Here is a 12,065-nt window from a genome sequence, read left to right on the forward strand (position 1 = left end):
CAGCCCCAACGAATACGAACGCCGACACCACGCCGCTAAACTCACGCTCGCCGCGTGATCAATAACCGCGTGCCCACCTTCATGGGGGAAGGCCCCCCCCCTGCCGACGGATGCTCGCGTCCCAGTCTGAATAGATCAGATGGTAGTCGTCAGCCAGTTCGTCGTAGAAGCGCGCCACCGATGTCTCGGGCATGGCCCGAGATTACCGTGCCTGCTTCCCCGGAGGTGCCGGTAAGTAATCCCCGTGATCGGTGCGAACGCCGTCACTGACGGCACCACCGTCATTTCCCGTGAACATCTGCGAGCACGTTGATCGCCAACTGCTGTCGAAACTCATCGACAAACGCTGCTGCTGAACGTGAACGAAGCCAAAGGCCCGTGTGCCGGTCTCGACCAGTGTCATCAACTCCAGTGTGGGATAGCCGTGATGGGAGGTTCGCCCCAGCCAGGCCCTGTTTCGCCAGGAGTCGGGGACCTTCTAGAACTGCAGCCGTCGAATGACACAGTCCGGTACGGCCCGAACCGCACACCGGGTGTCGTCGGCCGGGCCAGAGGCCCCGCGAGAACCTCGAATAACGCGCGCACCGGCGCGCTGCCCAGTCGTCGGTGCAGATCACGCAGGGCCTTCGGCGTGGGGGAGGCCACCGGCACGTCGGCCAGTCCGCCCGTCAGCTTGTCCCAGACCAGCCGGTGGCCGACTTCAGGGAACAGACACATCGCGAGCAGGAAGTAGATCCCGACCCGCGAAGGGAGATCACGCAGTCGTCTTTGCACCGAGTGGGTCTCCGCCAGGACCGCGTCGACCAGCTCGAACGGCACGACGGCCGTCAGCTCACCCAGATGCCCGGGCGCGAACCGGCCCGCGGCCACAGTGACCGTACGGGTGATGGCCATCATCGGGGCAGGCAGGACATGATGAAACGGCAACGGAGCTCCTCAAGTACAAGCTGTCTTGGACGACTGCCTGTACCAACGAGCTCCGTTGTTCTGCGTCGGAAATCCTTCAACTGGCTTGCGTGACCTGCGAAAACGTTAACTACCCGGCCTTGGGTCAAGGCCCAGGTATGGACCCTCACCGACGGCCGCGATGTTCTCCTCGTCTCCCTCACCGGCCTGGACGCCGCCTACGGCGCCGTCCTCGCCCTCGTCCTGCACCCGCCCGGCCGCTACCCCGACACCGCGATGTCCGTCGTCATCGACACCCCCCTCGCCTGCACCGCGGTCGCGGTCAACCTGCAACAACTGCGCGCGGCCCGCTTCGCCGGGGCGTCCTTGCGCGGCACCGTGGCGCCGGAGGTCATGAGCCGGGTCGACCAGGCTCTGCGCGCCGTTTTGGACTTGTGACCGCCGCGGCCCTGGCAGGGGTGTGCAGCGCCACGCGCTCTGGACCGAGTTTGTTGGCTGGCCCGCAGCCTATGGTGCCCCGCACCGATCGTTCTTGCGCTGCGCTGTCACGCCCTGCCAAGACCGACGATCACCGGCTACGAAAATCTTGGCAGAGCCGAACGTCTTACAGTCCGCAGGTGCGGGCGCTGATGCTCGCCCCGGTCGCGGTGGTGGCTGAGCCGCTGGTGAGCGCGCCGAGGTAGAAGGCGCGGTCGATGTCGACGGCCGCGGAGAAGGTGCGCAGGCCGCAGTGTGCGCGGACAGTTTCCACTGGGTGAGCAGGTGCGCGGCGATCCGGTCGGCAGCGAGGTGGGCCGTGCTGTGGCCCGGATGCTCGGCCAGCGCGGCGTTGGTGTGCAGGGCGTGCAGCATCGAGTGCAGATCCGAGCTCGTTCCGGGCACGCGGCGTGCGGTGGCTGGTCGGGTGGCAAGTGCTGCTTGGTCAACAGGTTTTCCGGTAGGGGATTTCAGGGATGAGTGATGTCCAGTTCGTCGGGGGCACGCCGCCCTGTGCTCGTTGGCAGATGGTCTTGGAGGCGAGTTCCGGGGCGATGGGGTAGGTGCGTGGCGGGCTGTGTTCGCCGTCGATGGTGAGGGTGGCCCCGTCGGTCGCGAAGGTGAGGGAATCGATGCTGTCTCCCGCTGTGAGGAAGCTGGTTCCCAGTGGCCGGTTGGATACGGCGTCCCACAGCCTCACCGTGCCGGCGCTGCCGCCGACGGCCAGGAACTGGCCGTCGGGTGAGTACGTCAGTTCGGTCACGGCTTCGGGCTCTTTGCTTCCTGTGCTCCCTGTGGCAGTACCAGTGAAGATGCTCAGGCGTCGTTTGAGTGCCCGGTCCCATACGGTCACCCGGCCGCCCTCGTCGCCGGTTGCCATGCGGTCACTGTGTGGGGGCCCGGGGGCGGTAGCGGTCAGGAACCCGCCGATTGACCCGGTTTCCGGCGCGGCGGCACGCGGTTGCGCACGGTGCCACTTCGGGTCCAGCGCATTCCCCAGATAGATGCTGCGCACGAGGGCAGCCGATGTGGGCTGTTCCTCGATGTACCGAATTGCCCTGCGTTCTGTATCCAGCTTCACATCCCAAATGCTGCGGCCGTTCAGGGGATATCGGTACACGGGTGCGTCGGGGTAGGCGGTTCTCCACACACGGATCGTGTTGTCGTCCACTGTGACGAGGAAGTGACCGTCCCGGCTAGGAATGGCATACCCCGACGTGATGTCAGCAGTGGGCGGGACTTCCTTGCCCAAGTCCAAGCTCCACATCCGCAGCCCTGCGCCGGTGACGACCATCAGCATCCGCCGCCGAGAGTCGAGGAGAACCTGCCCGGCGTCGATGACGTTGTTGTCGCGGACGCAGGCCAGCCGAAAGATGGCGTTCGATCGCAAATCCCATACCTGACGGGATGCCTGGACATCCCATACCTCCAGGGCGCCGGATGCCGTGCACAGCGCCATGAACCTGCCGCTGGCGTCGAGAACGGCACGTCCGGGTTTGGCGGTTCGGCGTTGGAACACCATGCGCTGTTGCCGCAGGTCCCACAGGCCGACCGAGCGCTCGCCCAGCACCTTGAGGATGTGGTTGTTCTTGGTGAACCACACATTGGTGTTGTTGAAGTCCCATGGAAGACTGATGGTCCGGCCCGAGGCCGTGTCCTGCCACTGCACCGTGTCACCTGCGACCGCCAGCAGGTACCTGCCGTCTGCGGAAAGATCGTACGGCGAGACGTCATCACGGAGCGGAATGGTGCGGATGCGTTGCCGGCTGTCCACGTCCCACATGAGTATCTGGCCATCGCCGGCCGTCATCAGGGTGCGGCCGTCGGAGCTGAGGCGTCGCATGTCATATCCCTGCACCCCGGGGCCGGTGAAAACGTCCTGCTCGCGTTGGGTCAGCGAACCCACGAGTGCGGCCTTGGCCTCCATGGTCGGGCTGATGCGCCATGCCGCGACGCTCAGCCGCATGGCTGTCAGCGGGTCGGCATAGCGCACGGTCTCAGCGGCAGCCGCGACGCGACGGGACGTGGCATCGGCGAGCCGCTGATCACTGAACCGACTCTGTTGCCAGGCGATCGCGCCCGCGAGCAAGGCAAGCACCACTACCAGGGACAGGCCGGTTCTCAGCCAGCGTAGGCGGCGGGTGGTGCGGGCTGTCGACTGTTCCTCCTGGTGGAGTGCAGTGGTGCTGGCGCTGAGGAAATCATGCTCCAAGGCGGTGAGATCTCTCCCTGGGTGTGCGTCGCCGAAGTGTTCCTGGGCGGTGCCAAACCTGCTGCCTCGGTACAGGGCGCCCGGGTCGCGGCCCAGTTCCTCCCAGGCACGCGCCGCCTCGGTCAGCCTCCGGTGCTCGCGCAGGCGTTCGCGGTCCTCCTCGATCCACCAGTGCAGCCTGGGCCATGCGGTCAGCAGGGCCTCATGGGCAAGCTCGACCCTGGCCTCGTCCAGGGTGAGCAGACGTGCCCGGGCGAGCGCCTCCACCACCGGGACGGTCTCGGTTTCCTGCCCGCCGGTGGCCTGCAGTTCCGCGCGCCCGGCGGACCGGCGGGTGTCGGGGGCATCGTCGCCGGGGGCGACCAGCCGCAGCAGGACCCGGCGGGCCGCGGCCGCCTGCCTTTGGGTGAACCGGCCATAGACTTTCTCGGCGGTCTTGGCGATCGCGCCCTCCAGGCCGTCGGCCGCTTCGTAGCCCGCCAGGGTCAGCGTCTTGCCGTTGCGGCGGCGCCAGGTCTCCAGGAGCACGTGTGACAGCAGGGGCAATCCTCCCGGTTCATCGGTGGCCTCCTCAATGAGCCGGGCAGTCAGGGCGCGTTCCACGGTCAGCCCTGAGGCAGCGGCCGGTTTCACGATCACCTCCCGCAGCTCGGCCGGACTCATCGGCCCGACCAGCAGGGTGGCGCTGCGCAGCGCGTCGGCGAGCCCGCGGTCCCCGGCACAGCGCCCGAGGAAGTCGGCGCGCACCGCGATGATCACGCGTAACCGGTTCCCCGGCTCACGCGCCGCCAGCAGAAGGCTGATGAACGCCGTCCGCTCCGCGGGCTCGGCGCACAGCGTGAAGACCTCCTCGAACTGGTCGACCACGACCACCGTGTCGTCATCGGAGTCCTTCGGCGCGAACAATTCGGCATGAGCACGGGCGGGATGCGCTCCAGGTGTGAAGATCCGGATGGTCGCAGGGCGTAGGTCCTGTGAGTCCGCCTTCTGCAGGGCCGGGATCAGCCCGGCGCGCAGCAGTGAGGACTTCCCGCTGCCGGAGGCGCCGACGACGGCGGTCAGACGGTGCTGCTGCACCAGCTCCAGCAGGTCTGCGATCAGCTCGTCGCGGCCGAAGAACCACTTCTGATCGTGGGATTCGAACCGGGTCAGACCCTGGTACGGCGGCTCAGCGTCGTCCCGGTCTGCAGTCTCGGCGGCCGCTTCCTGCGCCGCCTGTCTCCAGCGCTGTTCCCACTCCTCCGGGTCTCCTCCGCACCCCTGTACGTAGGCCATGGTGACCTGCAGCGAGGGCAATAGCTCACCCGAAGCGGCCCTGGACAGCGTCGAAACCGTGTACGGCGTCCGCTGAGCCAGCACCCGGTAGGTAATCGAGCCGGCATCCTGGCGCAGCTTGCGCAACTCCAGCGCAAACCGCTGGACGGGCCCGGCGTCTGGATCCAACGGAGCTTCCGGACGGCCCACTCGATCCCCCTTGACTCGCCGTGCTCCCTGTATCCCGTGTTCCTCGATGTCGCCCGCCGTCGGCAGCGCGTGTACCGCAACCTACGCAGCCGCAAAAGAGCTGGACAAGGCTCCGCCGCGACAGGGCGATGGTCTTCGGCCACTGTCCCACCGCCCCACCTGGGAGGACGCGATTGTTGCGGACTGTGACCGGGGCTGCGCAACAACGCAGCCAGCGTGGAGAGTCAGTGGCGTACGACGGCCCGTGCCCCTGCACGAGCTGACCGCTCACGACAGGCGCTAGTACGACGGGCAGCGTGGTGGATGTTCGCCCGCCGGACCGGCCCGTCCGTCCTGAGCACCCTGAGCGCGGCCCGCACTGTTGCGGGGCGAGCGGGAGAAGAAAAAACGCTATGGAGCGCGGAACGCCAAAGGCCCACCGGGGGCCAGGCCGCGCCCAGGAAGGACTCAAATTCATGTCGTTACCCAGGAGAATTGCCGTGACTGCCGGGGCCGTGGCCTTCGGCGTGGGAATGGCCGTCGCCGTCGCGCCCGCCGCGGCCAACGAGGCCGCGGGAGTAGTGCACGGCAAGGGGCTCGGACGCGACGACTGGAACGACGAAGGCATTGTGTCGGCTTCCTCCCACTCCTACAGCAACCTCGCCGGCATGTGGCAAGCGATCCTGTGGGCGGACAAGTCACTGCGGTCCGATGGGCAGCCCTGGAAGATCTCTGACATCGACTGCCGCTTCGGACCCGAGACCACGTACTCGACCAAGCGATGGCAGAACCGGTACGACCACCTCGAGGCTGACGGTGCGGTGGGGAACAACACCTTCTTCACTGCGGGCTGGAGCATGAACTTCCAAGAGGACCGGGGGACAGCCGAGTACCAGGGGCAAACCGCTGCAGGTGAGTACACCGGGCGCAACATCGGATTCGTCCGCAACTCCGCCGGTGAGTGGGCTATGTACCTCAACGGCGACCTGAAGAAAATCTGGTACAACTCGGCCACCTTCAACCAGTGCTGAGCGAGCCTTCGCGGCAACACGCGTCCATGGACGCGCACAGCGGCCTCTGAGTCCGACCTTGACCGGGGCCACCTCAAACATCGCAACGATTCACCATGGGCACATCACAGATCGTGCCCGTGACGCATCACTGGCATCTCCGGCACTCCTGTGCCGCGCCACATCGCCCACGAGAACGCACCGCTGTCGATCGGCGGTACCCGCATCAGGTTCTCTCACACTCAGGGAAGTGGTCACATGGAACATGGCTTACGCCGCGTCCTCATCGCTGTGAGCGGCGGCCTGATACTCGCCGCCGCATCGATCAATCCGACAGTGGCTGCGCCCATGGAGCCACAGGGCGAGACCACGGTCATCCAGGGCTACACCACCGATCCCCGGTACGTCGGCAACCCCGGCGCCGTGCTGGACGCTCTGGAGCGGGGGGTGTCGCCCGAGGAACTGGGTGCGGGCAAGGCCGGCCAGCGGCACGAGCTCCCCCGCACCGAAGCCGAAGCCCGGCGGATGCGAGAGAACTCCGGCCAGAGCTACGCCGTGGAGGCCGACGACTACCGGCCCGGCGTCGAGGTGCAGGAGGACCCGCACAACTTCGAGACCTGCCTGAAGAACAGGGACAAGGCGACGGCTCCCGGCGGCTGGGTGCGCAGCCACTTCGCCTGGTGCCAGGCGGGAACCGCATGGGCGCAGGTGAGTCCGCCCGGCGGCGGGCTCGCACGGGTTGAGGCCGACATCTACCTGGTCGGATATGGCAAGCAAGGCCCTGTACCGGGCAGTTCCACCGACCGCTACCTCGAATTCCAGATGCGCGCCCACGAGTGGCGATTCCGAGGTATAGGCTCGGGGGCGCGCTTGTGGGAGACCCATCCCGAGGCGCAGCTGGACATGCGTATCGAGTGCATACCCACCGACGACTCCGACTGGGATTCATGTGAGGACGGTGATCGCAACGGGCGCAACGATACAATTCAGAACTGGTTGAGCTCGGGATGGGCCGAGGCGCAGCTGGTCTCGGAGGCAAAGACCCCGAGGAAGGGACACGGCCAGCAGATTCAGCGGGCCACCGTCTACGGCAAGTTCGTGTTCTCCATTCCCGGGTTCGAGACCGATCCCGACCAATCCACCAGCGGTTCGACCTCCATACGATTCGATTCCGCCTGGTATATCACCGGTACGGCCGGGGCCAAGAAGCAGGGTTCCATCTTCGAGTCGGTGGATCCTTTCCTGGCTTACAGCAATGCAGCGGACTCCGGCTACAAGAAGGTCGCGGACCACATCGCCAAGGCGCTGAACGACCCGGGATCGACCATGCCGCCGCGCAGCGACAAGAAGATCCCTGGAGGCGCTGCCACGTTCCCGAACCACCGGCTGGCCCCGTCCGTCAGCTCCGACCACAGGAAGCGATACAGGGCCAACCGCTACGACAAGGGCCTGGCCTGCGATGCGCACTTCGAGGACTGGAAGGACGAAGTCGACGACGACGGCGCCGAGAAGGAGTGCGACGAGTTCCCCTTCGCCTCGACCTATGAGGGCGCGGCACGCGCGCGGCCCGAATACAGTGGAGGCAACGACTACGTCAACTGGTTCTCCGTGCAACCGCTGAGCCGGACGCAGAATGGTCTCGCTGGCAGGATCCTCGGCAAGTGGTACAACGACGACCGGATCCTGGACTCCGACGCTTTCCACATCAAGGTCCGATGACCTCAAACCGGGCGGGTGCTGACCTCTGCACGCTCCGGCGCCCGCCCGTTGGATGCTCCCGATGACCTCACTTGTCACCCACACCATCCACGACGTCGACTCTGACCACGGGATGCTCGCGATCGTCCCCGACCGCGACGACGACTACGGCCCCTCGCCTGCCATTCCCGTCCACGGCTGGTTCGCCGCCAGCGAGCACGAGATCCACATCCGCGTCGCACAGGAACTGGTGGAGCAGCGCCTGCGATTCGAGCTTTGGGACGGCCCTCCCTCCCCACCTTCACAACCCCCCGAAGTCGAGGGCAACTTCCTCATCGACGTTCCGCTCGGCCCAATGTCGATCTACCAATTCGCGGCCGGCGGCATCCCAGACGCATTCGCCGTTTCCCCGGGCCGCTACTCCCTGCGCCTGTCCGGTTACGGCCGGAGCATCACCGCGCAACAGGCCGCCCGGCTGCAACAGCAATTCCGCAGTGCCGGCCTGGCCGACCCCGCCTTCACCGCCGCACGCAACCAGCTGGCCGGGCAGGAGCTCTACCTGGCCCAGCTGTGGCCCGCCGAAACTGGACGATGAACCGGCCGGCTGGGAGCCGGGGCACGTTACTGACTTCGGCTCGGCAGGGTGAAGTTCCGCTGTGACGTCTCACCCCCGTGTCACCCACGCTTCTCACTGTTATGTTCCGTACGCCGCTGGTGGAGATGCCCGGGGCGGAACATCGAGTGAGAACTCTGGGTGACACCGGATGAGAACTGCCAGTGCGCTGGAATGAGATGTCCACAGGGGCACCTGCCTGAGCTGCGCGTTCGATCTTCCTGAGCCATGCTCCCCCACACGCTGGAGGCTGTCTTCGGCCCTCGTGACCCGGCGGAGCTCGCGAGAGGATCACTCCCACACGTGTGGGACTCCTGCTTGGTCGGCTGCCCGAGCATGCCCCAGGTCAGATGCTGTCGGCGTCGGCGTCGGCGTCGGCGTCGGAGGCAGCGAGGAGACGGGTGTACTGGCCTGGGCAGTGCAGGGTCGCCAGCGAGGGCTGTGGAGCGTTGGCCCAGGGCCACGGCTCGTGTGGCGCAGAGGGGATGGGTTGTTCGCCATCGTCGCCGTCCCATAGCCGCCCGTACGGGTCGGGGATGAGACCCCAGCCCCAGTACGGCAGCGGTTTGTCGGGCACGATGCCGACCTCCCTGTCCAGGTCGACCGGCCGCTCGGCGACCTGGCAGGCGTGCCGCCAGTTATCCCCGAGATCGAATACATACCCGAACTCCGTGCCCGGCTGCAGGATATCCCCGATGCGCACGTGATCGGCGTCGAGCTCCATCGCAGGGTCCTCGATGTCGGCGTAGCGGTGCTCGGTGGCCCGTTTCCCGATCGAGGGGAAGTCGAACTCGTGCAGGTGACTGCGGTCCCAGCGGGCGAAGGCGTCGTCGATGGCCTCGGCCAGGACGTGCAAGGTGTGTGTGGAGGAGACGGCGAAGATGCGGCCCGGTCGCGGCCACAGTTCACTGGCCATCCCGCCGCCCAGCAACTCCACCCGCACACTCCACCACTCACCCTCTGCCATAGGAACGAGTGTGGCGTACCCGGGCATACTCCCGCCGGTGAACGGACAGGAAGCACCCCGCCCACCGCACGGGCCCATGGTCACGTTGCTGCCGTCACCGATGACGTCACCGAGCGCGACCAGCTCTCGGCCACGCTCTGTGCAACGCCCTTGATCCCCTTCCCGTCGGCCAGACGAGGGAGGGACGGGCTCAGTGTTTTCGGTCGCTTATGGCCGCAAGGACCGTCATCACGGTGCCGGCGAGGAGCGGCAGCGTCATGGCGGTGAGGAGCCAGGCGGGCACATGCGCGTCCGGCGTCGAGCGCCAGAGTATTGCGCAGCCCATGAGGAGGGAGATGCCGATGCAGATGTTGAGCAGCAGCAGGGCGCGTGCGATGCGGCGTGCTGAGGCCCGGCTGCCGGGTCTGTTGAGCAGGGACGATGCCGCCCGGGCGGGAGGGAACGATGCGGGCTTGGCGTGCGGTAATGCATCGCGTGGGGTCAGCCGCAGTGTCAGCTCCGCACCGCCGACCGTCAACGCGGTCACTCCCGTGTACAGGAAGACCAGCACGAACGCGGCGCCGATCGACTTGTCCGTCCAGGCGTCCACTCCTTCGGTTCCGATGTGCTGCGGTATCCGCCCCGGCAGGCGGGGGTAGCGAAGCGCACCCCACAACGGCAACACGACGAGCAGGACGGCATTGGGAAGCAACCACAGCCGGAGGGAGGAAGAACAGAGCACCATAGAGCGATCATCCGATGACCGCTCGGGGTTGAAAAGGGCCCCCAGCACGGGTGGCCGTCCAGCAGGCGGACCGTCAGATGAGGGCCTGGCATGGTGCCGCGGTGCCGCGTGCCGGGGGGTGCGCCTGCGAGGTCTCGCCGCCCGGCCGGATCGTCCTGTCCGGGCCTGCTGTCCGAACACGACGTGCCCGTCGGCCGCAAGGATCAGCAGGGCCCCGCGCCAGCCGCGAGTGGTCGGCGCCAATACGCGGCCCTCGGAGGCGCATTGTCGGCAGGCGGCCGGGAGCCGTACTGGCCGTCTCGGGGGCTTCATCAGGCGCCGCAGGGGGTGTCCTTGATGTTCAGGCTGTGGGTGGTGTCGTTGAGCTGGTAGGAGCGCAGGTCGCCGATGGTGCCGCCTTAGCGTCCGACGCAGACGTGCCGGCCGAAGTAGTTGTCCTTCTGGTAGACGCGTGCGGTGCGGCTGCTGTTGTTGATGATCGAGCTGCCCTTGCCGCGGATGTAGTCCGGCAGGTGCCGTACCGAGCCGTCGACGGCTCGTTTGACGTAGGGCTGGCCGCCGAAGTCGATCTCGGGGTAGATGCAGACGAACCCGCGTGCGCAGGAGATCTGGTCCCGGGCCGCTGCGGGGGCGCCCGCCGCCGTGGTGGCGTGAGCGGGGGCGAGGCCGGTCAGGGCTGCGGCCAGGAGGGTCGAAACAGCGGTGGCAAGCAGGGGGGCCGTGCCCGTGCGGTGCGGAAGTTTCATGACCTCGGCCTGTCCTGACGGAACGATTCGCCGTTCCGCTCGCCGCCGTCGTTCATCCAGATGAGTGGCCCTTGCCGCGCTCCCCGGCTGACAGGGACAGCAGCGGGGCCTTCGCGCTCGCGGCCCGGCAAGCGAACCGGTGAAAGGTGGCAGGGCGAACCGCGGTGCCGTGGTCTCACACCGGTCTGGACCGCCGGGAGGCTATGCGCCTCCAGGCCGTGTAACCACCCTCCGCACCCGGGGCGACAACAGGCCCGGGTGTGGCTGTCACTTGATGCCCTGTGGCGAAACCGGGTGGCGGACCGGTGCTCTCCTTTGCTTGCGAAGGAACGTCATCCGCATCTTGTAGGGGCAGTGCGATGAGCGAGAAGGTCGTGCCGCCCGAACCGGCTGACATCGCGGTCGGATGCCTCCGTCTACCGGGCCGCAGGACGCTGGGACATCACCTTGTCTCAGCGTCCGAAGTGTCCGATTGTCCCAGCAGCGCTGGGACATCAACCCCCCGTTTCCCCTGGTAGGGAGCTGTCGCTGGGACACGCAGACTGCTGGGACAAGCCCTGGGACACTGATGGGCACCATCTCAGCGGCAAGGATCGAGCACATGGCGGCGAAGACGGATCCGGCGAAGTTGGCGCGGCAGGCCCGGGACTTGATCGAAGAGTTCAACCGTGTGGTGCTGGACGGCGCGAAGGATCTGTCGGCGCCCGCTCGTCTTGGAGCTGCTGGCCAAGAGCGACAAGGTCAGTACCGACGGAGTCGGCGGACCATTTCGCTTTCGAGGGCTGAGGGTGGGCAGGCTGACAGCCCGAGTGTCGCGTCGGGTGGGCGCCGGGTTCCACTGCTCCGGTGTGGTGGTGCTGGTCATTGAGGCGGTCGGCGTGGCTGGTCAGCCGGGACTCGGCAATGCCTTGAGCCGGTCGATCGCTCGGATGATTTCGTCGGTCCAGGGCCATCGCGCGGTGAAACGGAGCCAGCGACGGCGGCCGGTGTTCGCCCTCTGCGCGGCGGCGGAGAACAGCCGCAGGCGAAGCCGTTTGGGTTCCCAGCGGCGGGTTTGGCCGGTCAGGGCGAGCATGGGCATCCAGGCGAGGAGGTCGAGTGCGAGGGAGGCGATCTCCAGCCAAATCCGGTTCTGTACCGTGTCGTGCAGGGGCAGATTCCGCAGACCGGTGTCGCGGGCGCCTCGGATAACGACCCGTCATACATCTACGAACTCGGATGATCGGCTACTTTGCGGCTCGCCGTAGCTTCGGGAGTCCCGGGCACACG

9 protein-coding genes and 2 pseudogenes are annotated in these 12,065 nt (G+C 66.9%); 4 read left to right on the plus strand and 7 right to left on the minus strand.

What is annotated here, in order from left to right:
* Window positions 1–373: 373 nt before the first annotated feature.
* A pseudogene (locus ACH4RC_RS40755) lies at window positions 374–897 on the minus strand (transposase domain-containing protein); the annotation flags it as partial.
* A 285-nt stretch (window positions 898–1,182) separates the two neighbouring features.
* Here ACH4RC_RS40755 and ACH4RC_RS40760 point away from each other — a divergent pair.
* The gene (locus ACH4RC_RS40760; RefSeq protein ID WP_398209818.1) at window positions 1,183–1,344 is read left to right on the plus strand and encodes a hypothetical protein; all 162 of its coding nucleotides are present in this window, start codon (window positions 1,183–1,185) and stop codon (window positions 1,342–1,344) included.
* A 166-nt stretch (window positions 1,345–1,510) separates the two neighbouring features.
* Here the strand turns inward: ACH4RC_RS40760 and ACH4RC_RS40765 are convergent, their stop codons facing one another.
* Window positions 1,511–1,657 (minus strand): hypothetical protein, encoded by a 147-nt coding sequence (locus ACH4RC_RS40765; RefSeq protein WP_398209820.1) that lies wholly within the window; start codon window positions 1,655–1,657, stop codon window positions 1,511–1,513.
* Window positions 1,658–1,828: 171 nt separating this feature from the next.
* Entirely contained in the window at window positions 1,829–5,038 is a 3,210-nt protein-coding gene (locus tag ACH4RC_RS40770) for a hypothetical protein (RefSeq protein WP_398209822.1), read from the minus strand.
* A gap of 500 nt (window positions 5,039–5,538) precedes the next feature.
* Between ACH4RC_RS40770 and ACH4RC_RS40775 the strand changes: the two genes are divergently transcribed.
* The 3 genes from ACH4RC_RS40775 to ACH4RC_RS40785 all read left to right on the plus strand — a co-directional run bounded on the left by ACH4RC_RS40775 (window position 5,539) and on the right by ACH4RC_RS40785 (window position 8,341).
* Complete coding sequence (locus ACH4RC_RS40775) at window positions 5,539–6,069, plus strand: hypothetical protein (protein WP_398209824.1); 531 nt, start codon at window positions 5,539–5,541, stop codon at window positions 6,067–6,069.
* A gap of 237 nt (window positions 6,070–6,306) precedes the next feature.
* Window positions 6,307–7,767, plus strand: a complete 1,461-nt coding sequence (locus tag ACH4RC_RS40780) for a hypothetical protein (protein ID WP_398209826.1) — start codon at window positions 6,307–6,309, stop codon at window positions 7,765–7,767.
* Between the two features lie 61 nt (window positions 7,768–7,828).
* Window positions 7,829–8,341 carry a hypothetical protein gene (locus tag ACH4RC_RS40785; protein ID WP_398209828.1) on the plus strand — a complete coding sequence of 171 codons (513 nt, stop codon included), beginning with the start codon at window positions 7,829–7,831 and terminating at the stop codon, window positions 8,339–8,341.
* A gap of 364 nt (window positions 8,342–8,705) precedes the next feature.
* Here ACH4RC_RS40785 and ACH4RC_RS40790 read toward each other — a convergent pair whose 3' ends face one another.
* From ACH4RC_RS40790 to ACH4RC_RS40805, 4 genes and pseudogenes are all read right to left on the minus strand, one after another.
* Window positions 8,706–9,326, minus strand: a complete 621-nt coding sequence (locus ACH4RC_RS40790; RefSeq protein ID WP_398209830.1) for a hypothetical protein — start codon at window positions 9,324–9,326, stop codon at window positions 8,706–8,708.
* Between the two features lie 190 nt (window positions 9,327–9,516).
* The gene (locus ACH4RC_RS40795; RefSeq protein ID WP_398209848.1) at window positions 9,517–10,050 is read right to left on the minus strand and encodes a DUF1648 domain-containing protein; all 534 of its coding nucleotides are present in this window, start codon (window positions 10,048–10,050) and stop codon (window positions 9,517–9,519) included.
* A 398-nt stretch (window positions 10,051–10,448) separates the two neighbouring features.
* On the minus strand, window positions 10,449–10,796 hold the full coding sequence (locus ACH4RC_RS40800; RefSeq protein ID WP_398209832.1) for a peptidase inhibitor family I36 protein: 348 nt from the start codon (window positions 10,794–10,796) through the stop codon (window positions 10,449–10,451).
* An 886-nt stretch (window positions 10,797–11,682) separates the two neighbouring features.
* Window positions 11,683–11,985, minus strand: a pseudogene (locus ACH4RC_RS40805) (transposase); the annotation flags it as partial.
* Window positions 11,986–12,065: the final 80 nt, after the last annotated feature.

Origin of the sequence: Streptomyces sp. NPDC016845, from assembly GCF_044332585.1 — a bacterium.
In the GTDB taxonomy this organism is placed as follows: domain Bacteria; phylum Actinomycetota; class Actinomycetes; order Streptomycetales; family Streptomycetaceae; genus Streptomyces.